General features: G+C 65.9%; 16 protein-coding genes and 2 tRNA genes. 4 read left to right on the top strand and 14 right to left on the bottom strand.

Annotation, left to right across the window (positions count from 1 at the left end; all coding sequences use genetic code 11):
* Window positions 1–54: 54 nt before the first annotated feature.
* Window positions 55–3450 carry an Rne/Rng family ribonuclease gene (locus tag DC347_RS03520; protein WP_109044461.1) on the bottom strand — a complete coding sequence of 1132 codons (3396 nt, stop codon included), beginning with the start codon at window positions 3448–3450 and terminating at the stop codon, window positions 55–57.
* Between the two features lie 436 nt (window positions 3451–3886).
* Between DC347_RS03520 and DC347_RS03515 the strand changes: the two genes are divergently transcribed.
* Window positions 3887–4555: a vitamin K epoxide reductase family protein gene (locus tag DC347_RS03515; protein ID WP_018761570.1), complete on the top strand. Its 669-nt coding sequence runs from the start codon at window positions 3887–3889 to the stop codon at window positions 4553–4555.
* A 63-nt stretch (window positions 4556–4618) separates the two neighbouring features.
* Here the strand turns inward: DC347_RS03515 and ndk are convergent, their stop codons facing one another.
* Genes ndk through ileS form a run of 4 tightly spaced genes read right to left on the bottom strand, consistent with a single transcriptional unit; the run spans window position 4619 to window position 10233 of the window.
* A complete protein-coding gene (ndk, locus tag DC347_RS03510; RefSeq protein ID WP_018761571.1) occupies window positions 4619–5038 on the bottom strand; it encodes a nucleoside-diphosphate kinase in 420 nt (139 codons plus the stop codon).
* Between the two features lie 47 nt (window positions 5039–5085).
* On the bottom strand, window positions 5086–5541 hold the full coding sequence (locus DC347_RS03505) for a DUF4233 domain-containing protein (protein ID WP_026264535.1): 456 nt from the start codon (window positions 5539–5541) through the stop codon (window positions 5086–5088).
* Window positions 5542–5544: 3 nt separating this feature from the next.
* Window positions 5545–6903 (bottom strand): folylpolyglutamate synthase/dihydrofolate synthase family protein, encoded by a 1359-nt coding sequence (locus tag DC347_RS03500; protein ID WP_109044460.1) that lies wholly within the window; start codon window positions 6901–6903, stop codon window positions 5545–5547.
* Window positions 6904–6906: 3 nt separating this feature from the next.
* Window positions 6907–10233, bottom strand: coding sequence for an isoleucine--tRNA ligase (gene ileS, locus DC347_RS03495; protein ID WP_109044459.1), 3327 nt, complete (start codon window positions 10231–10233; stop codon window positions 6907–6909).
* Window positions 10234–10693: 460 nt separating this feature from the next.
* Here ileS and DC347_RS03490 point away from each other — a divergent pair, with 460 nt between their 5' ends.
* The gene (locus tag DC347_RS03490; RefSeq protein WP_240617683.1) at window positions 10694–11707 is read left to right on the top strand and encodes an endonuclease/exonuclease/phosphatase family protein; all 1014 of its coding nucleotides are present in this window, start codon (window positions 10694–10696) and stop codon (window positions 11705–11707) included.
* Here the strand turns inward: DC347_RS03490 and DC347_RS03485 are convergent.
* Window positions 11694–12452, bottom strand: a complete 759-nt coding sequence (locus DC347_RS03485) for an SDR family oxidoreductase (protein ID WP_018761576.1) — start codon at window positions 12450–12452, stop codon at window positions 11694–11696. The genes DC347_RS03490 and DC347_RS03485 overlap by 14 nt on opposite strands.
* Window positions 12453–12526: 74 nt before the next feature.
* On the opposite strand from DC347_RS03485, the gene valS reads away from it, so the two are divergent.
* Window positions 12527–15148, top strand: a complete 2622-nt coding sequence (gene valS, locus DC347_RS03480) for a valine--tRNA ligase (protein ID WP_109044457.1) — start codon at window positions 12527–12529, stop codon at window positions 15146–15148.
* 349 nt (window positions 15149–15497) lie between these two features.
* On the opposite strand, the gene DC347_RS03475 is transcribed toward valS, so the two are convergent.
* The 6 genes from DC347_RS03475 to DC347_RS03450 all read right to left on the bottom strand — a co-directional run bounded on the left by DC347_RS03475 (window position 15498) and on the right by DC347_RS03450 (window position 20692).
* Window positions 15498–16112, bottom strand: coding sequence for a DsbA family protein (locus DC347_RS03475; RefSeq protein ID WP_304598357.1), 615 nt, complete (start codon window positions 16110–16112; stop codon window positions 15498–15500).
* 14 nt (window positions 16113–16126) lie between these two features.
* The gene (clpX, locus tag DC347_RS03470; RefSeq protein WP_018761579.1) at window positions 16127–17407 is read right to left on the bottom strand and encodes an ATP-dependent Clp protease ATP-binding subunit ClpX; all 1281 of its coding nucleotides are present in this window, start codon (window positions 17405–17407) and stop codon (window positions 16127–16129) included.
* A 177-nt stretch (window positions 17408–17584) separates the two neighbouring features.
* Entirely contained in the window at window positions 17585–18244 is a 660-nt protein-coding gene (locus DC347_RS03465) for an ATP-dependent Clp protease proteolytic subunit (protein ID WP_018761580.1), read from the bottom strand.
* A 37-nt stretch (window positions 18245–18281) separates the two neighbouring features.
* Entirely contained in the window at window positions 18282–18905 is a 624-nt protein-coding gene (locus DC347_RS03460) for an ATP-dependent Clp protease proteolytic subunit (RefSeq protein ID WP_018761581.1), read from the bottom strand.
* 234 nt (window positions 18906–19139) lie between these two features.
* The gene (gene tig, locus DC347_RS03455; protein WP_109044455.1) at window positions 19140–20537 is read right to left on the bottom strand and encodes a trigger factor; all 1398 of its coding nucleotides are present in this window, start codon (window positions 20535–20537) and stop codon (window positions 19140–19142) included.
* 80 nt (window positions 20538–20617) lie between these two features.
* Window positions 20618–20692: transfer RNA gene (locus tag DC347_RS03450), tRNA-Pro, on the bottom strand.
* Between the two features lie 131 nt (window positions 20693–20823).
* On the opposite strand from DC347_RS03450, the gene DC347_RS03445 reads away from it, so the two are divergent.
* Window positions 20824–20897, top strand: a tRNA-Gly gene (locus DC347_RS03445).
* 45 nt (window positions 20898–20942) lie between these two features.
* Here DC347_RS03445 and DC347_RS03440 read toward each other — a convergent pair.
* The gene (locus tag DC347_RS03440; RefSeq protein WP_109044454.1) at window positions 20943–21902 is read right to left on the bottom strand and encodes an Fpg/Nei family DNA glycosylase; all 960 of its coding nucleotides are present in this window, start codon (window positions 21900–21902) and stop codon (window positions 20943–20945) included.
* Window positions 21902–22396 (bottom strand): ribose-5-phosphate isomerase, encoded by a 495-nt coding sequence (locus DC347_RS03435; protein WP_018761584.1) that lies wholly within the window; start codon window positions 22394–22396, stop codon window positions 21902–21904. The genes DC347_RS03440 and DC347_RS03435 overlap by 1 nt, the downstream gene beginning before the upstream one ends.
* Window positions 22397–22430 lie beyond the last annotated feature (34 nt).

Raw genomic sequence — 22430 nt, 5'->3', positions numbered from 1 at the left:
GGAATGGTCCACGAGACGGGGACTTCACCTTTCGACGCCGTGGTCTGCCGGAATTTAGAGCTCCGAAGCCGGGACGCCCACGCCGAGGATGATGGGTTCCTCGGAACGCTTGCCGCTATCAGCGGGCTGCTGGTTCGCGGGCTCGGGGGCCTTGGCTGCGTGCGAGTGCCCGGTAGTTGCGGCTTGGACGTTCTCATGGTGCTGGACGGCGGTTTCGTTCGCGGCGCCCTGGGCTCGGCTGGCGGCCCGGTGGCGGCGCGGCCTGCGCTGCCTTGTCTGCTCCAGCGTGTGGTCGGAGTAGTCCTTTTCAACCGGTGCTTCCGCGGCCCGCGCAGGGGCTCCGCCGCCCTGCGGCCGGGGCTCCTGTGCGGCCTGTTCCGTTGCCGGTTCAGCCGCTGCAGGATCTTTCGGAGCGTCCTCGACGGCGGAAACCGGCTGGCCGAGGTGCGCGAATGCTTCCGCGAGCCGGTCCAGCGTCAGGGCGGGCTTGGGCTGCTGCTCCTCCGCGTGCTCCACGAACGGAAGCGGGACTTTCTCGCCGCCGAACGTCAGGACCGCCGCGGGACGCCCGTGCGTATCGGCGTCGTGCTTTTCCCCGTCAGCTGCCGGTGCAGGCTGGACCGGTGCTTGCGGGGCCGTAGCCTGCTCCGCCGGCGCGTGCCGGGCAGCTGCCAGCTCGTCGTCGTGGAGGTGCGCCGCGTGGGCCGCCGCGGCGATGTTGGCCAACGCAAGCCGGGTGGCTTCAGCCTTGGCGTGCCGCTCGGCGTCACTGGGATCCGGCTGCACAGTGTGCACGTGCACTGCCGGCGCCGGTACTGCCTCGGCCTGCTGGCCGCCGCGTCCACGGCGGCGCTTCCGCTCGGGGCGTGCACCGGGCTGGCCGGCATCGGTCCGCTGTCCGTCGGGGCGGTGGGCCTCCCCGCGGGCTTCGGGACGGTTGTCGGCGCGCTGGACGTGGTGTTCGGCCGCCACGATGTTGGCGCGGCGGTGCTCCACGGGATCGTCATGGGTCACGACGCCGCGTCCGGCACACGCCTCGCATTGCTCGCCGAAGACTTCCAGCAGGCCCGTGCCCATGCGCTTGCGGGTCATCTGGACCAGGCCCAGGGACGTGACCTCGGCAACCTGGTGCTTGGTCCGGTCGCGGCCCAGGCACTCGACGAGGCGGCGCAGGACCAGGTCCCGGTTGGATTCGAGCACCATGTCGATGAAGTCGATCACGATGATGCCGCCAATATCGCGCAGCCTCAGCTGGCGCACCACTTCCTCGGCAGCTTCGAGGTTGTTCTTGGTGACGGTTTCCTCGAGGTTGCCGCCGCTGCCGGTGAACTTGCCGGTGTTGACGTCCACCACGGTCATGGCTTCGGTCCGGTCGATGACCAGGGATCCGCCGGAGGGCAGGAACACCTTGCGCTCGAGTGCCTTGTGGATCTGCTCATCGATCCGCCAGGCGGAGAAGATGTCCTGGTCCTTGGTCCACTTCTCGAGGCGGCCCACCAGGTCCGGGGCGACGTAGGTGACGTAGGCCTCGATGGTGTCCCAGGCTTCCTCGCCGGAGACGATCAGCTTGGAGAAGTCCTCGTTGAAGACGTCGCGGACCACCTTGATGGTGAGGTCAGGTTCGCCGTACAGCAGTTCGGGGGCAAGGACCTTGGTGGAGGTGGACTGGCTTTCGATGCCTTCCCACTGTGCGCGCAGCCGGTTGATGTCGTGCGTGAGTTCCTCTTCGGAGGCGCCCTCTGCGGCGGTGCGGACGATGACACCGGCGCGTTCGGGGAGGCGGTCCTTGAGGATGCGCTTGAGGCGGTTGCGTTCGACGTCCGGCAGTTTGCGGGAAATGCCGGTCATGGAGCCGCCGGGCACGTACACCAGGTAGCGTCCGGGCAAGGAGATCTGGCTGGTGAGGCGGGCGCCCTTGTGGCCCACAGGGTCCTTGGTCACCTGGACCAGGACAGTGTCGCCGGACTTCAGGGCGTTTTCGATCCGGCGCTGCTTGCCCTCGAGGTTGACGGCTTCCCAGTTGACCTCGCCGGCGTAGAGCACGGCGTTGCGGCCGCGTCCGATGTCCACGAAAGCAGCTTCCATGGACGGCAGCACGTTCTGGACCTTGCCCAGGTAGACGTTGCCGATCAACGAGTCCTGCTGGGTCTTGGACACGAAGTGCTCGGCCAGGACGCCGTCTTCGAGGACGCCGATCTGGATTCTGTCGTCGCGCTGCCGGACGATCATCTGGCGGTCCACGGATTCGCGGCGGGCCAGGAACTCGGCTTCGGTGATCACGGTGCGGCGGCGACCGGTATCGCGGGATTCGCGGCGGCGCTGCTTCTTGGCCTCAAGGCGGGTGGAGCCCTTGACGCTGGTGACCCGGTTGTTGACCGGCGCTTCGCTGACCGCGCGCGGCGCACGGACCCTCGTCACCGTGTTGGGCGGATCGTCGCCTTCCCCACCGGTCAACTCCAGGTCCTGGTCACCGCGGCGGCGGCGGCGGCGACGGCGGGAGGTCACGCCGTCTTCCAGTGGCCCGTTGGCGTCCTCGTCGGCTTCGTCTTCGGCATCGGCGTCACCGGTGCCGCCCTCGACGTCTTCATCTGTCCGCTCGCCGATGCGGCTGCGGCCACGGCGGCCACGGCTGCGGCGCCGGCGGCGGCTGGCGGAATCGTCTGCGTCGTCGGCCTCTTCTTCGTCGGCGTCCTCCGCCGCGGGCGTCGCGGGGCGGACCACGGTGCTCAGGTCCGGCGCCTGGAAGAGGACTGACGTGGGGGAACCTGGTTCCAGGAACAGCGAACCAAAGGGGCTTGCTGCCGCCGTGGACGCGGCGTCGCTTCCGGCCTCGGGAGCTGCAGGTGCGGCGGCGGGCTCCTGTGCCTGCACCGGCGCCTGCGGGACCTCCTCGACTGCGGGGGCGGCGGCGACTTCCGGGGCAGCAACAGCCGCCTCGGGGGTTTCCTCCGATGCGGTTTCTGCCACGGCGTCCTGCACCGGAGCGGCGGCAGCAGCTTCCGCCGCTGCAGTTTCCGGGGCCGGAGCTGGAGCCGGGGAAGCGACCTTGCGGGTGGCTACCCGACGGCGGCGCACAGGCTTCGTTTCGGCGTTCGCCGCGGCATCCGGGGCGGGGCCGGCAGCCGGGGCCTCATGGGCCGGCGCCGGTGCGGATACCTCAACCGCGGCAACGGCTGCGGCGGACGCAGCGTCGTCGGCGAACGCGGGAAGAGGTTCGGCGGCGTCGGCTTTCTTCCGGGCGCGGGTGCGGCGGGCCGGGGCCTTCTTCTCCGCGGCTGGTTCTTCCACCGGCGCGTCGGCCGCAGGCTCTGGTGCGGCAGCTTCGTCCGCTACGGCTTCGGCAGCCTTGGGCGCCGCCTTGCGCCGGACCCGTGGAGCCCTCTTCGGTGCAGCAGCGGCCTCCGGGGCCAATGCTTCGTCATTAACGGCCAGTTCTCGATCAATATCCATATGTGGCTACACTCCTGCCCCTGACGTACCGCCACATCCGGCACCCATTGGGGCACATATTGTCAAAACCCGCAGGCGTTGACAGAAGTCAAATGGATGCTCCCGGGTTCGCACCGTCATTGGGGTGCGGCAGCCCACAGGAGCCGGTGGATGTTCTGAAACCCGTTGTTCTGCGTGCCACAACCAGGTGCCGCTCAATGGAGTCGCGGGAGTGCCGGAGAATTCCGAAGCCTGCCCTGCTCATCATTGGCGGTCTTGGGAACAAACCACCGGACCGGAGTCCGAATGTGGATCGGCTTCCAGCCACGTTCATTCTCTCATACCCGGGCCGGATCGCCGCGGAGGCCCGCGCTGCTCCTGCCTTCCTGGGTGGCGGGACCAGCCACCGGCGTTACAATCAGGCACAGGAGCACCGGATGAAAAGGACGCCACACCCATGCCCAGCATCTCCCCCGTCAGCGCCCACGAAAGCGATCGAGCCGTTGCGCCGCGCACCGCTGCTGCCGAAAACCTTCCCCGGATGACCCGGAACCGGCCGTTCGGCTGGCTTCTGGTCATCACTGGAATTGTGGGATGGCTTGCCTCCGGAACCCTTGTCCTGGAAAAGCTCGAGGTTCTCAAGGACCCCAACCACACCACCGTCTGCGATGTGAATCCGTGGATCTCATGCGGCCAGGTCATGCAGACCTGGCAGAGTTCACTGTTCGGGTTCCCCAACATGTTCATCGGAATCGTGGCCTTCGCCATCATCATTACCGTAGGCATGGCCCTGCTCGCCGGCGCCACCTTCGCCCGCTGGTACTGGGTTGGCCTGCAGGCGGGCGTCACGCTGGGCTTCGCATTCGTCGTGTGGCTGTGGTCCCAGGCCCTGTACTCCATCCACATCCTGTGCCCGTTCTGCATGATCGTGTGGTCGGCCATGATCCCGCTCTTCGTCTGGACCACCATCAGGAACATCACAGCAGGAGTGATCCCCCTGCCCGCCCGGGCAACCCGCATCCTCGGTGACTCCGGCTGGATCATCACGGCGCTGCTGTATGTTGCCGTCATCGCCACCATCTTTTTTGCGTTCATCCAGGTGTTCGCAGGTACCTCCGGCTTCTAGGCCGCACACGAAAGAAGCCCTTGGTTCCGAAGAACCAAGGGCTTCTTGCTGTTCCGGGGCCTGTCAGCCCTGGAACCAGATCTTGATCTCGCGCCCGGCGGATTCGGTGGAGTCCGAGCCGTGCACCAGGTTCTGCTGGACCTTCAGGCCCCAGTCGCGGCCGAAGTCGCCCCGGATGGTGCCCGGCGCCGCCGTGGTGGGATCGGTGGTCCCGGCCAGTGAACGGAAGCCCTCGATGACGCGGTGGCCTTCGAAGATGGCTGCCACGACCGGGCCGCTGAGCATGAACTCCACCAGCGGCTCATAGAACGGCTTGCCCACGTGCTCTTCGTAGTGCTGCTCCAGCAGTTCGCGGGTGGCGTCAACCTTCTTCAGCTCAACAAGGCTGTAGCCTTTGGCTTCGATCCGGGCCAGGATGGCGCCGGTCAGGTTACGGGCGACGCCGTCGGGCTTGATCAGGACGAGGGTGCGCTCTGTGGTCACAACTGCTCCAATGGTTCGGGTGGGGTTTCAGGTCAAGTCTACGGGGACTATGGCTGGGCCGGGCCGGCGGCCTGGTCCGGGTGGGAGGCTTCCCATTCAGCTTGCTCGCGGGCGCGCTGCGCCGCTTCACGGTCAAGCCGGATGCCGGTGCGGATCCCGTACCACCAGGCGATGGCGAACAGGGCGCCCACCAGGAACATGGCCGGCTCAAAGATGCCGGTCAGGATCAGGATGACCTGCAGGATCCACCCCAGCGCCACCCCCCAGGGCTTATTGAGGACCGCGCAGGCCATCACCATGACGGCGCTCAGGGCAAGGCCCACGCCCAAAATGAGGGCGGGCGGGAACTCCTCCCGGCGCAGGCCGAACACCGCGAGGGTGGCGAAAAACATGACGAACGCTTCCAGGAGCAGCACCGTGGAGGCAAACATGACCTTGGTGGAGCGGCGCTTCTTTGGCATCCCGGGGCGCCACTCGCGCTGTGCCTTTGTCAGTCTGGCCATGGATTACGCCTCAGTCTTCCCGAGCAGGATCCGTGCCTCAGCCACCAGGGTGATGGAGCCCGTGACCAGGACGGCGCCGGAGAGGTCGTCGTTGGCTTCGGCCCGCTCAACAGCCCATTCCAGGGCGTCGTCCAGCTTCTCGGCGATGTGCACTTTGTCTTCGCCGAAGCCAAGGTCAATGGCGAGCTCGGCGAGTTCGGCTGCCGGAACTGCGCGCGGGGAGTTGGACTGGGTGAAGCAGTACTCGTCTGCCAGGCCGCCCAGGGATTCCTTGAGTTCGCGCAGGATCTCTTCGGCGTCCTTCTCCTTGAGTACGCCCACTACCGGAACCAGCTTGGTGAACGTGAATGCTTCCTGCAGGGCGGCGGCGGAGGCCCGGATGCCGTCCGGGTTGTGTGCGGCATCCACGACGATGGTGGGCGCCGTGCGCACCACTTCCAGGCGGCCGGGCGAGGTCACTGCAGCGAATCCTTCCTGCAGGACCTCGAAGTCGAGTTCCTTTTCGCCGCCAAAGAACGCCTCCAGTGCGGCGACCGCCACGGCGGCGTTTTGGGCCTGGTGGGATCCATGCAGGGGCACCAGCAGGTCAGGGTAGCGCCCGGCGATGCCCTGGATGGTGACCATCTGGCCGCCCACGGCCACGGTGCGTGACTCGACACCGAACTCCACCCCCTCGAAGCGGAAGGGCACGCCAACCTCCTTGGCCTTCTCCAGCAGGACCTGGGCCGCGTCGATGGGCTGGGCGGCACTGATGAGGTAGCCGCCCGGCTTGATGATGCCTGCCTTTTCGTGGGCGATGTCCTCCGTGGTGTCACCGAGCAGGTCGGTGTGGTCCAAGGAGATCGGGGTAACCACCGACACCTGGCCGTCCCCGACGTTGGTGGCATCGGTGATGCCGCCCAGGCCCACCTCGATGACGGCCACGTTGACCGGCTGGTCAGCGAAGATGGCGAAGCCAAGGATGGTGAGGCATTCGAAGTACGTCAGCCGCGGCTGGCCCTCGGCTTCCAGTTCCGAATCCACAATCTGCAGGTAGGGCCGGATTTCGTCCCAGATCCGCACAAACGTCTCATCCGGCACGGGGTGTCCGTCGATGCTGATCCGCTCGGTGACCTTGGACAGGTGCGGGCTGGTGTACCGCCCCGTGCTCAGGCCATGGGCGCGGAGCACCGACTCGATCATCCGCGACGTGGAGGTCTTGCCGTTGGTTCCCGTCACGTGGATGATCGGGAACGCCTTGTTGGGTTCGCCGAGGACGTCCATGGCGCGGAACAGCGGAGCCAGGCGAGGCTCCATCTTGTTTTCCGGCGCCCGGCCCAGCAGTTCCGCGTAGACGCTTTCCACCGAAAATTCGTCGGTCATGTCCTAGGCCTCCACTTTTTCCACCACGACGGCGGGTTCGTCCACGTCTGCCGGTTCGGCAGCCAGGTCAACGGTCAGGGTCTCGCCCTTGACCAGTTCGGCGTTCGCCCGCAGGGCGGCCACGACGTTCTGCGCGGCGGTTACCGTGGTGCGGATCCGGTCGCTGACATTGAGTCCGGCATCCTTGCGGGCCTGCTGGATGGCGCGGACCATGTCGCGGGCCAGGCCTTCGGCCTCAAGTTCAGGGGTCACTTCGGTGTTCAGCACCACGAAGCCGCCACCGGGCAGCACGGCCACGGCCTTGGAGCCGCCGTCACTGCCATCGGAATCCGCCACGACGGTCTCCAGGGTGTATTCCTGGGGTTCCAGGCGCAGCCCGCCCGCGGTGACCACACCGTCGTCGTCCACTGACCAATCGCCGGACTTGGCGCCCTTGATGGCGGCCTGGACGTTCTTGCCCAGCCGCGGGCCGGCGGCGCGGGCGTTGACTACCAGCTTCTGCTGGATGCCAAATTCCTCCGGGGACGCGTTCTCCGCGTCGAGCAGGCGGACTGCGCGCAAGTTGAGTTCATCGGCGACGACGGCGGCGAAACCGTCCAGTGCACCGGCACCAGGTGCCACCACGGTGAGCTCCTGCAGGGGCAGCCGGACGCGCAGGTTGGCTGCCTTGCGGAGCGAGGATCCTGTCGAGCAGATCTGCTGGACCCGGTCCATGGCTTCGACGAGGGAGGGGTTTGCGGGGAAGAGGCCCGCGTCCGGCCAGTCGGCCAGGTGCACGGACCGGCCGCCGGTCAGGCCGCGCCAGATTTCCTCGGACACCAGCGGCAGCAGTGGCGCCGCGGCACGGGTGACGGTCTCGAGGGCCGTGTACAGGGCGTCGAAGGCGTCCTTGTCCTCATCAAAGAACCGCTGCCGGCTGCGGCGGACGTACCAGTTGGTGAGCATGTCCAGGTAGCTGCGCAGCGAGTCGCAGGCACCGGAGATGTCATAAGAGTCCAGCTGGGCCGTCATGTTCCGGACCAGGTCGCCGGTGTTGGCCAGCAGGTACTGGTCCAGGGTGTCCGCGTAGCCGTCGTAGCGCAGCGTGGCGTCGTAACCCCGGCCGCCGTCTGCGGCGTTGGTGTAGAGCGTGAAGAAGCTGTACACGTTCCAGAGCGGCAGGATGACCTGGCGGACGCCGTCGCGGATGCCTTGCTCGGTGACGATCAGGTTGCCGCCGCGGAGGATGGGGCTGGACATCAGGAACCAGCGCATGGCGTCGGAGCCGTCGCGGTCCAGCACTTCGGAGACATCCGGGTAGTTGCGCAGGCTCTTGGACATCTTCTGCCCGTCGGAGCCCAGCACGATGCCGTGGCTGATGACGTTCCGGAACGCCGGGCGGTCGAACAGCGCCGTGGAGAGGATGTGCAGCATGTAGAACCAGCCGCGGGTCTGTCCGATGTACTCCACGATGAAGTCTGCCGGGTTGTGCGTGTTGAACCAGGCTTCGTTCTCGAACGGGTAGTGGACCTGGCCGTAGGGCATGGAGCCGGAGTCGAACCAGACGTCCAGGACGTCCTCGACCCGGCGCATCACGGACTGGCCCTCTTCCGGGGTGCGGGGATCGTCCGGATTGGGCCGGGTGAGCTCGTCGATGAACGGGCGGTGGAGGTCCACCTGGCCGTCCTTGTTCAGGGGCAGGCGGCCGAAGTCCGCTTCGAGTTCGGCGAGGGAACCGTAGACGTCGGTGCGCGGGTAGTCGGGATCCGTGGACTGCCACACCGGGATGGGGCTGCCCCAGTAGCGGTTGCGGCTGATGGACCAGTCACGGGCGTTGTCCAGCCACTTGCCGAACTGGCCGTCCTTGACGTTGCCGGGGATCCAGTTGATCTCCTGGTTCAGTTCGGACATCCGGTCCTTGAACTTGGTGACCTCGACGTACCAGGAGGACACGGCCCGGTAGATCAGCGGGTTGCGGCAGCGCCAGCAGTGCGGGTAGCTGTGCTCGTAGCTCGCCTGGCGGACCAGCCGGCCCTGGGCGCGGAGCACCTGGGTGATGGGCTTGTTGGCCTCGAAGACCTGCAGTCCGGCAATGTCGTGGAGGTCGCCGTGCTTGAACAGTGGCAGGAACTTTGCGCCCTCGTCAACGGAGAGCACCACCGGGATGCCGGCTTCCTCGCAGACCTTTTGGTCGTCCTCGCCGTAGGCCGGAGCCTGGTGCACGATGCCGGTACCGTCCGTGGTGGTCACGTAGTCGGCCACCAGGAAGCGCCAGGCGTTCTCCATGCCGTACTTTTCGTTGTCGGCGAAGTCGTCCCAGAGCCGCCGGTACTCCAGGCCTTCCAGTTCGGCACCGGTGTGGGTGGAAACGACCGCCGCTTCGGCGTCCTCGAAGCTGTCGTATCCGAGGTCCTTGGCGTAGTTGCCCAGCAGGTCTGCCGCCAGCAGGAAGCTGCCCGTCACCGGGGCCTCGGCCGAGGCAGCCTTGACGCCGTTGGGTCCGGCGGGGAGCACCGCGTAGGTGATGTCGGGGCCGACGGCGAGCGCGGCGTTGGTGGGCAGCGTCCAGGGCGTGGTGGTCCAGGCGAGGGCCTGGACGCCGTCGAGCTGCTTGGACAGCGCGGAGTCGCCGGCCAGGATGGGGAACGTGACGGTGACCGTCTGGTCCTGGCGGTTCTTGTAGACGTCGTCGTCCATGCGCAGCTCGTGGTTGGACAGTGGGGTCTCGTCCTTCCAGCAGTACGGCAGGACGCGGTAGCCGTTGTAGGTCAGGCCCTCGTCGTGCAGCTGCTTGAAGGCCCAGAGCACCGACTCCATGTACTCGACGTTCAGGGTCTTGTAGTCGTTGTCGAAGTCCACCCAGCGTGCCTGGCGGGTGACGTAGCTGCGCCATTCGTCGGCGTACTTCATGACGGATGCCCGGCAGGCGTCGTTGAACTTGTCGATGCCCATGGCTTCGATCTGGGTCTTGTCCGTCATGCCCAGCTGCTTCATGGCTTCGAGCTCGGCGGGCAGTCCGTGCGTGTCCCAGCCGAAGCGGCGCTCGACGCGCTTTCCGCGCTGGGTCTGGTAGCGGCCCACGAGGTCCTTGGCGTAACCGGTGAGGAGGTGGCCGTAGTGCGGCAGGCCGTTGGCGAACGGTGGGCCGTCGTAGAACACGAATTCGTTGCTGCCCGGCTCGCCGCCGGGGGCATCCGCGCTGCGCTGGTCGATGCTGGCCTGGAACGTTCCGTCCTGGTCCCAGTACTTCAGGATGCGCTCTTCGATCTCCGGAAACTTCACGGAGGCGGAAACGCCGGCATTGCCGCTGGCTGGGGTGCTGGAGGCTGAGGCCTTGGGGTAAAACGTCATGTTCGACATCCTGGGTTGGGCGCGGTGAACCTCCGGCGCGGGCCGGCTGTTCCGTTCAGGATGCGAGGACGGCGTCCGTGCCGTCCTGGGACTGCACGCTCACCGCGGTACCACCTCACTTACCGGCACTGCGTGTCCCTCGCGGAACGGGCGCCGCACCGGCCTCTCGTTGACTGCTGTGACGGGCTTACCCGTCCGGTTCTACTGGCGCGGCCGCCGTTGACGGGCGGCAGCGTGTTCTTCCGGAAGCTCACCGGTGATTGCCGGGTCATAGCCACTGGCCAGTCTACTATTTCCGCCGCGTCCAGTGCCATTCCGAAGGCCGGGGGTGGCGGCACGGTGCCATCGGCTGCATCAGGTTGCCGCCGGTGGGTGCCTTGGCCGGCATCGCAGGATCGGCCAGCCCACGTCCATGTCCAACACGATCACACCCGGGGCATGGGGTGCCTAGACTCGCCCCATGACAGCATCGAAAGGTTCTTCCCCCGGCGCGCGGGCGGCTGCGGTGTGCAGGTGGCTGTTTCTTCCCGCGGTCCTGCCTGTGGCGGCGGGAACAGCCCTCCGTGCAATACCAGCCGATTGGCCGGTGCTTGGGGTGCAACTGGTGGCCTTCACTCCGTGGCTCGCAGTCCCGGGCGCCGCAGCACTTGCCTTGGCTTTCGCAGGGCGGCGCCGCTGGCAGCAGGCTGTGGCAGCCGTCCTGCTGGGGGTCCAGGTTTTGTGGCTTGTTCCGCTGGACATCAGGGAGCCCGCGGTCGAGGCCGCAGCGCCGGTCACGCTGGTAGCCATGACCATTAACGCAGAACTGGGCGGTGCGGACGCATCCAGCATCGTGGGGATGGTCCGTGACCGGCGCGTGGACCTGTTGGCCGTTGAGGAGTACACGCCCGCGCTGGCACGGAGGCTGACGGCGGCCGGCCTGGACCAGCTGCTCCCCCACCGCGTTGCCCATGCCAGGGAGGGCGCAGGCGGCGCCGCCATCTATTCCACCTACAAGCTCAAAGAGTCCGGAGTGCTGCCCGGCACCCAATTCACCATGCCCGTGGCCAGCCTCGAACTGGCCAATGACAGCGGGACGGCCCTGCGGGTGGTGGCCGTTCACACGTTGGCGCCCGTAGGCGAGGCCGTCAGGCAATGGCGCACCGACCTCTCGGCCGTGGGGAGAGTGGACACCGGCTCCGGGCCGCTGCTGCTGGCCGGCGACTTCAACGCCACCTGCGACCATCACGAATTCCGGTCGCTGCTGGCAGGAACGGGCCGGACCCAAAGCCTCGTGGACGTGGCCGCCTCGCTGGGAACGAGGCTCGTGCCCACCTGGCCGATGCGCGACTACCGGCTGCCCGGGATCACGTTGGACCATTTGGTGACCAGCCCGGACATCAGGGCCACGAACTATTCAGTCCAGCCGGTTCCGGGCACCGACCATGCGGCGGTGGTTGCCACCCTGCACGTCGGGGCTCCTAGCCTTTCCTGATCAATTTGTGTGTCGCGGCCTGCGCCACAGGCCGGACAACGATTTGGTCCAGGTTGACATGGTGCGGGGCGGAGACGGCGTATCGGACCACGTCCGCGACGTCCGCCGCGGTCAGCGGCTTTTCCACCCCCTGGTAGACCTTCCCGGCGGCCTGCGCATCGCCCAGCCGATTAAGCGCGAATTCCTCGGTCTGCACCAGGCCCGGCGCCACCTCAATGACGCGCAGGTTGTGCTCCGCTTCCTCCAGGCGGAGGGCATTGGTCATGGCGTGCTGGCCGAACTTGGCCGCGTTGTAGCCGCCGCCGCCCTCATATGCGTCCAGTCCCGCCGTCGACGTCAGGTTGAGCACGGTGCCCCGGCCGGTGGCGCGGAGCATCGGCAGGAAAGCACGGGTCAGCTTCATGGTTCCCAGGACGTTGACCCGGAACATCCACTCCCAGTCCTCCGTGCTGGCATCTCCTACCCTGTCGGCGCCGCGGGCGCCGCCGGCGATGTTGATGAGCGTATCGATGCCGCCCGCATCGGTGACCCGGGCAAGAAGCCGGGACACGTCGTCGTCCTCTGCGATATCGGCCGGGATGGCCATGGCGCCTGTCTCACCCGCCAGGGTGGCGAGGCGGTCTGCCCGGCGCGCGACGGCGAAGACTGTCCAGCCTTCTGCGCGCAGGGCACGGACGGATGCTTCCCCGATTCCGCTGCTCGCTCCGGTCACCAATGCTGCCTTTTTCTGCAAGTCCTCAGTCATGGCACCACCCTAACGGGACCGGGCGGCCCGGCGTTGGTTGGGTGGGATTGAAGCGGGCATGAAAGAATTGCCCAATGGCTGAAGACACGCAGGGTACAGACACGCCCACCACCGCCCCCATCAACGTTCCGGACAAGCCGGCCCTCGAAGGCCTGGAAGCCACGCTCACCCAGCGCTGGCTGTCCGAAGGAACCTACAAGTTCAACCCCGACACCACCCGGGAGCAGGTCTACTCGATCGATACTCCCCCGCCCACCGCGTCGGGTTCCCTGCATGTGGGGCACATGTTCTCCTTCACCCAGACGGACGTCCAGGCGCGCTACATGCGCATGACGGGCAAGAACGTCTTCTACCCCATGGGCTGGGACGATAACGGCCTGCCCACCGAGCGGCGCGTGCAGAACTACTACGGCGTGCGGTGCGACCCCGCTGTTCCGTACAACGCCGACTACCGGCCACCGGCCCAGCCGGCCAAGAACCAGCGCGATTTCGACGTCGTGTCCCGGCAGAACTTCATCGAACTCTGCGAGGAACTGGCTGTTGAGGACGAGAAGGTCTTCGAGAACCTGTTCCAGACCCTGGGCCTGTCCGTCGACTGGGACCTGACGTACCGCACCATCGATGACACCTCCCGTGCCGTGTCACAGCGCGCTTTCCTGGCCAACCTGGCCGCCGGCGACGCCTACATGGCCGAGGCCCCGACCCTGTGGGACGTGACGTTCCGCACGGCGGTGGCGCAGGCAGAGCTGGAGGACCGCGAGGTTCCCGGCGCCTACTACCGCTACCCCTTTTTCACCGAAGACGGCGAAAAGATCTTCATCGAGACCACACGTCCGGAATTGCTGGCCGCGTGCGCCGCACTGGTGGCAAACCCCGACGACGAGCGGTACCAGCCACTGTTCGGCAAGACCGTGACATCGCCGCTGTTCGGCGTCGAACTGGAGGTCAAGGCCCACCCGCTGGCAAAGGCGGACAAGGGCTCGGGTATCGCCATGGTCTGTACCTTCGGCGACCTGACCGACGTCACCTGGTGGCGCGAACTGCAGTTGCCCACGCGCGCCATCATGGGCCGTGACGGCCGCATCATCGGCGAAACCCCCGAGTGGATCACCAGCGAGTCCGGCAAGGAGGCGTACGCGGCCATTGCCGGCAAGACGGCGTTCTCCGCGAAGGAGGCCGTGGTGGAACTGCTCAAGGAAGCCGGCCTGCTGGACGGTGAGCCGAAGAAGATCACCCACCCGGTGAACTTCTTCGAGAAGGGCGACAAGCCGCTCGAGGTTGTGACCTCACGCCAGTGGTACATCCGCAACGGCGGCCGCGACGAGGACCGCCGCGAACGCCTGATCGGCCGCGGCAAGGAGATCGACTTCCACCCCTCGTTCATGCGGTCCCGCTACGAGAACTGGATCGCCGGGTTGAACGGCGACTGGCTGGTCTCCCGGCAGCGGTTCTTCGGCGTGCCCATTCCGGTCTGGTACCCGCTGGACGGGCAGGGCAACCCGGATTACGACCACCCCATCCTCCCCTCGGACGACATGCTCCCCGTGGATCCGGCAGCGGACGCCGCGCCCGGCTTCGACGAGACGCAGCGCGACCAGGCAAACGGCTTTACCGGAGATGCCGACGTCCTGGACACCTGGGCCACGTCATCCCTGACCCCGCAGATCGTGGGCGGCTGGAGCCGCGACGAGGACCTCTTCGCGAAGGTGTACCCGTTCGACCTCCGCCCCCAGGGCCATGACATCATCCGCACCTGGCTGTTTTCCTCTGTGGTCCGCGCCGACGCCCTCCAGGAGAGTGCGCCCTGGAAGCACGCGGCCATCTCCGGCTGGATCCTGGACCCGGACCGCAAGAAGATGTCCAAGTCCAAGGGCAACGTCGTTGTCCCCACGGATGTGCTGAATGAGTACGGCTCGGATGCGGTCCGTTACTGGGCCGCCTCTGCGCGCCTCGGGGCCGATACCGCCTATGAGATTGCGCAGATGAAGATCGGCCGGCGCCTGGCCATCAAACTGCTCAACGCCTCCAAGTTCGTGCTGAACCTGGGCGCCACCGAAAACTCTGTCCTCTCTGACGATCTTTCGGTGTTGACCAACCCCTTGGACCGCGCACTGCTGGCGCAACTTGCCGACGTCGTTGCCCAGTCCACCAAGGCGTTTGAGAACTACGACTATGCCCGGGCCCTGCAACTCACGGAATCGTTCTTCTGGCAGTTCACGGACGATTACGTGGAACTGATCAAGGACCGCGCCTACGGTGCTGCCGGCGAATCAGAGCAGGCGTCGGTGCTGGCCGCTTTGGCAACCACCCTGGACGCCCTGCTGCGGCTCTTTGCCCCCTTCCTCCCGTTCGCCACGGAGGAAGTCTGGAGTTGGTGGCGCAGCGGCTCAGTCCACCGCGCAGCATGGCCGTCAGCGCTGGAGATTCCCGGCGGTGACACCACCATGCTGGCCACGGTGGGGATTGCCCTCAGCGGAGTCCGCAAGGCCAAATCCGAGGCGAAGGTCAAGCAGCGGACCGAGGTGCTGTCTGCCACGATCACCGCAACTGAGGCCCTGACGGCACAGCTGCGGGCCGGGCTGGCGGATTTGAAGGCGGCATCAAACGCCCGCGAAATTACCCTGGTGGTGGGTGACGGGGATCTTGCGGTCACCGACGTTGCCCTCGCCGCGAGCGACGAGCCCGCCAAGGCCTGACACCCGGTCCCGTCAGGCCGCCCTGGTTCCAGGGCAAAGGGGAAGCCCCATCAGCGTTTTGCCGTTGGTGGGGCTTCGACTTTTCGGCCATCTGGTGACGTTTTTCCGATGGTCTGGCAGGATCCGCTGAGTTTCCAGGTCTTACTGCTCCGTCACTGGCAGCTTGCATTCGACTTTGCCGATGGCTGCGTCGAAATTGCATATCACTGAATCTTTGGTTCCTGCGTCCCGCTTCTTTCGAAGTGGGTAAGAACCATTGTTCTCCCGTGCCGGGCCACGTGCAAGGGCCCCGGGGGAACTACATGACAGTAGTTCCCCCGGGGCCCTTGGCGTGCAATCGAACCGGGTTCTAGTCGAACTCGGGGCTCTCAGTGCGGCTGCGCTTCAGCTCGAAGAAGTGGGGATAGCCGGCGATCGCGGTGGTGGCATCCCACAGCTGCCCGGCAACCTCGCCACGCGGAATGCGGGTCAGGACGGGGCCGAAAAAGGCTGTTCCGTTGAAGGCCACCACCGGCGTCCCAACGTCCTGGCCCACCAGGGAGATACCTTCCTCGTGGCTGGCCCGGAGCTCAGCGTCAAAAGCGTCAGTGGCCGCGGCGTCGGCGAGGGACTCTGGGAGGCCGCATTCGGCGAGGGCCTTGGCAATGACCTCCGACCGGTCCTTCTCCCCACGCTCGTGGATCAGGGTTCCCATGGCGTCGTACAGCGGCTTGATGACCTGCGGGCCGTGCCCTTCGCGGGCCGCGATGATCACGCGGACCATACCCCAGGCGTTGTCCATGGATTCCCGGTAGGCCGGCTCAAGATCGCGGCCCTCGTTCAGGACGGCCAGGCTCATGACGTGCCATTCGGTCTCGATGTCACGGACGGCCTCCACCTCGCCAATCCAGCGGGACGTAATCCACGCGAACGGGCACAGGGGGTCGAACCAGAAATCGGCTTTGTTCTTGGCGGGTGCAGTCACGAAAATCCTCTCGGTCAGGCAGACTTGCGGCGCTTGGCCGCGTGCGGAATCAGGGTGGGTTCGGCGCCCCGCAGCACCACATCCTCGGTGATGACCACGCTGGCAACGTCCTCGCGGCTTGGCAGATCGAACATCACCGGAAGCAGGACTTCCTCCAGGATGGCGCGAAGGCCGCGGGCACCGGTGCCGCGCTCAAGGGCCTGCTCCGCGATGGCGTCCAGGGCGGTGTCGTCGAACACCAGTTCCACGCCATCAATCTGGAACATCTTCTGGTACTGCTTCACCAGGGCATTCTTTGGCGTGGACAGGATCTGGATCAAGGCGTCACGATCCAGGTTGGAGACGGTGGTGATGACAGGAAGCCTGCCGATGAATTCGGGGATCAGGCCAAACTTCAACAGGTCCTCCGGCATGACTTCGCCGTATGAGTCGACCTTCTTGCTGGCCTCGTTGAGCGGGGCGCCGAACCCGATGCCCTTGCGCCCGGAGCGCGAGCCGATGATCTCTTCCAACCCGGCGAAGGCACCGGCCACGATGAACAGGACGTTCGTGGTGTCGATCTGGATGAATTCCTGGTGCGGATGCTTCCGGCCGCCCTGCGGCGGGACCGACGCCACCGTGCCTTCCAGGATCTTCAGGAGTGCCTGCTGGACGCCCTCGCCGGACACGTCCCGGGTGATGGAAGGGTTTTCGCTCTTCCGCGAGATCTTGTCGATCTCATCGATGTAGATGATGCCCTGTTCGGCCTTTTTGACGTCGTAGTCCGCAGCCTGGATGAGCTTAAGCAGGATGTTCTCGACGTCCTCGCCAACGTAGCCCGCCTCCGTCAAAGCGGTGGCATCTGCCACGGCGAACGGAACGTTCAGGCGCCTGGCCAGGGTTTGGGCAAGGTAGGTCTTGCCGCAGCCGGTGGGACCGATGAGGAGGATGTTGGATTTGGCGATCTCGACGTCGTCATGGTGCCCGGCGTCGCCGAGGCTCCCGGACTTGGGCGCGTGCCCGGCCTGGATGCGCTTGTAGTGGTTGTAGACCGCAACGGCGAGGGAACGCTTGGCGGGCTCCTGGCCTATGACGTATTCCTGCAGGAAGTCGAAGATCTCCCGCGGTTTTGGAAGTTCGAAGCTGCCCAGGTCCGCGACTTCGGCGAGTTCCTCTTCAATGATTTCGTTGCACAACTCGATGCATTCATCGCAGATGTAGACACCGGGCCCGGCTATGAGCTTGCGGACCTGCTTTTGGCTCTTTCCGCAGAAAGAGCACTTCAGCAGATCAGTGCTCTCGCCAATCCGAGCCATATGTGAACCCCTTAGTATCCTGCTGCCAGGCAGCCCTGCGCCGTTGCTGAAAAATCTCTTCCGGCCAGCGGGGACCGGTTTGTGACATCTTCCACTCTAGGTCACATTCGACGCCAAGGGTGGAATGAAAAGGCCGGTGCGGCCAAATGAACTTGGCCGCACCGGCTAATGGCACTGCTACCGCGTGATCGCCTGCGGTTTGATCTTGCGGGAATCGAGCACCTGGTCGATCAGGCCGTAGGCCTGCGCTTCAGCGGCCGTCAGGATCTTGTCGCGCTCAATGTCATTGTTGACCTGCTCCGACGTGCGTCCGGAGTGGTGGGCCAAGGTGTCCTCCAGCCAGGAGCGCATCCGCATGACCTCTGCCGCCTGGATCTCAAGGTCGGAGGCCTGGCCGCCCTGGCCGCCGGAGAGCGCCGGCTGGTGGATCAGGACGCGGGCGTTGGGCAGTGCCAGCCGCTTGCCGGGGGTACCGGCGGCCAGCAGAACGGCCGCCGCACTGGCGGCCTGGCCCAGGCAGACCGTCTGGATCTCGGGACGGATGTACTGCATGGTGTCGTAGATGGCAGTCATGGCCGTGAACGAGCCACCCGGAGAGTTGATGTACAAGGTGATGTCACGGTCCGGATCAGTGGACTCCAGCACCAGCAGCTGCGCCATGATGTCGTCGGCAGATGCGTCGTCCACCTGCACGCCGAGGAAGATGATGCGGTCCTCAAAGAGCTTCGTGTACGGGTCCTGGCGCTTGAAGCCATAGGGCGTGCGTTCCTCGAACTGCGGCAGGACGTAGCGGCTGGACGGAAGATTCCCGGCGGACCACCCAAAGTTGTAGTTCATTGTGTTTACTCCTGATCGAAAGGGTTCTGGATGCCGGTTAGTTCTGCGAGGCTGATTCGCCGGAGGATCCGTTGGACGTTCCGCCGCCGCCGGAAACCGACCCGGCGTGCGCGGCGATCTTGTCGAAGAAGCCGTATTCAAGGGCTTCGGTGGCGGTGAACCACTTGTCGCGGTCGTTGTCCTTGAGGATGGTCTCCACGGTCTGGCCCGTCTGCTCGGCAGTCAGTTCCGCCATGACCTTCTTCATGTGCAGGATGAGCTCGGCCTGGATCTTGATGTCCGAGGCGGTGCCGCCGATGCCGCCGGAGGGCTGGTGCATCAGCACGCGTGCGTTCGGCGTGGCGTAGCGCTTGCCCTTGGTGCCGGAGGACAGCAGGAACTGGCCCATGGAGGCTGCCAGGCCGGTGGCCACGGTGACGACGTCGTTGGGAATGAACTGCATGGTGTCGTAGATGGCCATGCCTGCCGTCACGGAACCGCCGGGCGAGTTGATGTAGAGGTAGATGTCCTTTTCAGGATTCTCGGCGGACAAGAGCAGCAGCTGCGAGCAGATTGCGTTGGCGTTATCGTCACGCACCTCCGAGCCCAGCCAGATGATCCGCTCCTTGAGGAGGCGGTTGTAAATGTAGTTGTCCTGGGCTGCAGGATCGACGGTCGCCATCCGGGGGGCCTCTGAGTGCTGTGACATGTTTATTTACCTCTCACTGGTGACGGTGACATCACTGAAAATCACTACTTGGACACTAACCGGTTTCCCGGATGATTTGTTCGCGCACTGACTGCTGTTCGCTGACGGCGCACGATCGGCGGACAGCGCCCGCTCCGGTTTGCCGCCCAACGCGAACGGCCCCCGGATCGGAAGGATCCAGGGGCCGTTCGCTGCTGCTGGGAAGGACTATGCCTTGGCCTCGGCAGTGGTTTCCGCTGCCTCGGCAGTTTCGGTTTCCACAGCTTCGGTGGCGTCAGCTTCAGCCGGGGCTTCCTCGGCGGGAACTTCCTCGCCGCCGGGGCGGACAAAGTCGCTCAGGTCGACTGCGTTGCCCTCGGTGTCGGTCACCGTGGCCTGGCCAAGGACGACGGCCAGTGCCTTGCGGCGGCGGACCTCGGAGACCATCATGGGGACCTGGCCGCTCTGATCGATGATCTGGGCGAACTGGTTGGGGTCCATGCCGTACTGGCTGGCGGTGGTGACGATGTAGTCGATCAGCTCGTTCTGGCTGACGTTGACTTCTTCCTTTTCCGCGATGGCGTCGAGGATGATTTCGTTCTGGAAGGCGCGGGCCGTGTTGGCGCGGACCTCTTCGCGGTGCTCTTCGGTGTCGTGTTCGCCGTCGCCGTGGCCGTTGCCCTCCTGGAAGTGGGCTTCAAGCTGCTCTTCGACCACCGAATCGGGAACGGGGACCTCAACCAGCTCGACGAGCTTGTCGAGGACCTTGTCGCGGGCTTCGACGCCCTGCTCGACGATCTTGGAGTCGGCAGCCTGCTTGGCGAGGTCCTCGCGGAGCTCGGCAAGGGTGTCGAATTCGGAGGCCAGCTGGGCGAAATCATCGTTCGCTTCGGGCAGTTCACGCTCCTTGACGGCCTTCACGACGACCTTGACCTGGGCGGCTTCGCCGGCGTGGTCGCCACCCACGAGGGTGGTGTCGAAAATGGCGTCCTCATCCGCGCTGAGCCCGGTGACGGCCTCGTCCATACCCTCGAGCATGGTGCCGGCACCCACCTGGTAGGACAGGCCGGCAGCGGAGTCAACCTCTTCGCCGTCGATCGTGGCGGTGATGTCGATGGTCAGGAAGTCGCCGTCGGCGGCCGGACGGTCAACGGACTTGAGCGTGCCAAAGCGGCCGCGCAGCTCGTCGAGGGCCTTGTCCACGTCAGCCTCGGAGGATTCCGCGGCGGCGACCTGGACCTCGATGCCGGAGTAATCCGGGAGTTCGATTTCGGGGCGGACGTCAACCTCGGCGGCGAACTTCAGGCCGCCGTCGGTTGCGGAAGGATCGGGCACCTCGGTGATCTCCACCTCGGGACGGCTCAGGGGGCGGATGCCGGATTCCTGCACGGCAGCCTGGTACCAGCCGTTGAGGCCATCGTTGATGGCGGTCTCCAGGACGTAGCCGCGGCCGACGCGCTGGTCGATGAGCTTGGCGGGAACCTTGCCCTTGCGGAACCCGGGGACCTGGATCTGCGAGGCAACGGTCTTGTAGGCCGAGTCGATGCTGGGCTTCAGTTCCTCAAAGGGGACCTCAACATTGAGCTTGACCCGCGTGGGGGTGAGGTTCTCGACAGCGCTCTTCACGGTCTAAGTACTCCTGGGTTGTGGGATGGGTTTCTGCAAAACGCGTTGGATGTCCAGGCCTGCTGGTCCTGGCCGCAGAGTCGGGGTGACAGGATTTGAACCTGCGACTTCCTGCTCCCAAAGCAGGCGCTCTAGCCAAGCTGAGCTACACCCCGTAAGTGCACAGGCAAGTCTACGGTGATACGCGTCGCGAATGCACATTTGACACGTAGGCCATGGATTAGGTTTAGTTGTATCCGGCTTCAACAGCCAGCCCGGAGTTTCCGCGAAAAGCGGATCTTCCTTCGGGGACGTAGCTTAATGGTAAAGCCTCAGTCTTCCAAACTGATTACGCGGGTTCGATTCCCGTCGTCCCCTCCATAAATACAAGAAGGCCCCTCCATGGAGGGGCCTTCTTCGTTTTTCCTACTCGGCCGGCCGCTGGCAGGAGGGGCACCAGTAGAGGTTTCGCCCCACGAGGTCGGTGACGAGCACGGTGGTCCGGCACACCCTGCAGGGCAGGCCCTGCCGCTTGTAGACGAAGTGGACGTCCTCGCGGGCGGGGAAGTGCGCGCCCTTGGGCGGCACGGGATTCCCGGCCGCAGCGGCCTTGGCCGCCGTGGTTCCGTTGAGTTTCCAGTACTTTGGCGGCGTGGTGATGATCCGCCCGTCAGCGACGCCGTCGGCCATGACGGCGACGACGTCACGCCACAGCTTCCGGGCATCGCCGTCCGCGACGGCGCCGCCGGGAAGCCACGGATCCAGCCGGCGCCGGAACAGAACTTCGGCGCGGTAGACGTTGCCTACCCCGGCAATGATCTTCTGGTCCATCAGCAGCGCAGCCAGCGGCGTCTTCCGGGCCCGAAGGTTCGCCGCGAACCGGCCCGCGTCGCCCCGCAGGTTCCGCAACGGATCCGGTCCGAGCCGGGCCAGGACGGCGTCCGCCTCCGCGGCGGTAATGGTTTCGCAGGTGGTTGCCCCGCGCAGATCCGCCCAGCCATGGCTCCCGGCCAGCCGGACCCGGACGGCCCCCACCGGTGGCGGCGGACCCTCGTACGCTGCGCCGCCGTCGTCATCCCCGCCGGAAAAGGCTTCCCGCTCCCCCACCCGGCGGGGCGCGCCAATACTGGAGGCGCCGGCGAAAGTACTGTCGCCGCCGAAGCTCCAGGCGCCGTACAGGCCGAGGTGGACGTGCAGTACCAACGCGTTGTCAAAGTGGAGGAACAGGTGCTTGCCGTGTGCCTGGGCGGCGACGAGGGCGTGCCCGTCAAGCAGGGCCGCTCCCCCGGCAAACCTGCCCTGCGGGCTGGAAACAGCCAGGGTCTCGCCAAGGAAGACGTCTCCGAACTGCCGGGCGAGCCTGCGGACCGAATGTCCCTCAGGCACTACTCGATGACCTCGCCCGTGGCCTCATAGGCTGCGATCTTGCCAATCCGGCGGACATGGCGCTCATCGTTGCTGAACGGCTCGGCAAGGAAGGCCTCAATCAGTTCGGTGGCTTCTTCCACCGAGTGCTGGCGGCCGCCCACCGCCACCACGTTCGCGTCGTTGTGCTCGCGGGCGAGGGTGGCGGTGGAAAGGTTCCACGCCAGGGCGGCACGTACGCCCTTGACCTTATTCGCGGCAATCTGCTCACCGTTTCCGGAACCGCCCAGCACGATGCCCAAGGCGTGCACGCCTGCCTGCTGGTCGGCGACCACGGCGAGGGCGGCGTTAATGCAGAAGGAGGGGTAGTCGTCCTGGGCGTCGTAGACCTTGGGCCCGTGGTCCACCACCTCGTACCCCTTGCCCGTCAGGTGGGACACCAGGTGGGCACTGAGCTCCATCCCGGCGTGGTCGGTAGCGATGTGGACCCGCGGGAAGGCAGGGGAAGTTGTCACGAGCAAGATCCGTTCGGTTCGGTGGGCTGGCGGC

It is taken from the genome of Pseudarthrobacter sp. AG30 (genome assembly GCF_003116525.1).
GTDB lineage: Bacteria > Actinomycetota > Actinomycetes > Actinomycetales > Micrococcaceae > Arthrobacter.
Note: the sequence above shows the minus strand (reverse complement) of the source record. Positions and strands in the feature narration are given on the sequence as shown.

Excerpts from the sequence above, each read along its gene's own strand:
- DC347_RS03520 (WP_109044461.1), bottom strand. The coding sequence starts at position 3,450 with ATGGATATTGATCGAGAACTGGCCGTTAATGACGAAGCATTGGCCCCG.
- DC347_RS03515 (WP_018761570.1), top strand. The coding sequence starts at position 3,887 with ATGCCCAGCATCTCCCCCGTCAGCGCCCACGAAAGCGATCGAGCCGTT.
- DC347_RS03505 (WP_026264535.1), bottom strand. The coding sequence starts at position 5,541 with ATGGCCAGACTGACAAAGGCACAGCGCGAGTGGCGCCCCGGGATGCCA.
- DC347_RS03500 (WP_109044460.1), bottom strand. The coding sequence starts at position 6,903 with ATGACCGACGAATTTTCGGTGGAAAGCGTCTACGCGGAACTGCTGGGC.
- ileS (WP_109044459.1), bottom strand. The coding sequence starts at position 10,233 with ATGACGTTTTACCCCAAGGCCTCAGCCTCCAGCACCCCAGCCAGCGGC.
- DC347_RS03490 (WP_240617683.1), top strand. The coding sequence starts at position 10,694 with ATGACAGCATCGAAAGGTTCTTCCCCCGGCGCGCGGGCGGCTGCGGTG.
- DC347_RS03485 (WP_018761576.1), bottom strand. The coding sequence starts at position 12,452 with ATGACTGAGGACTTGCAGAAAAAGGCAGCATTGGTGACCGGAGCGAGC.
- valS (WP_109044457.1), top strand. The coding sequence starts at position 12,527 with ATGGCTGAAGACACGCAGGGTACAGACACGCCCACCACCGCCCCCATC.
- clpX (WP_018761579.1), bottom strand. The coding sequence starts at position 17,407 with ATGGCTCGGATTGGCGAGAGCACTGATCTGCTGAAGTGCTCTTTCTGC.
- DC347_RS03465 (WP_018761580.1), bottom strand. The coding sequence starts at position 18,244 with ATGAACTACAACTTTGGGTGGTCCGCCGGGAATCTTCCGTCCAGCCGC.
- DC347_RS03460 (WP_018761581.1), bottom strand. The coding sequence starts at position 18,905 with ATGGCGACCGTCGATCCTGCAGCCCAGGACAACTACATTTACAACCGC.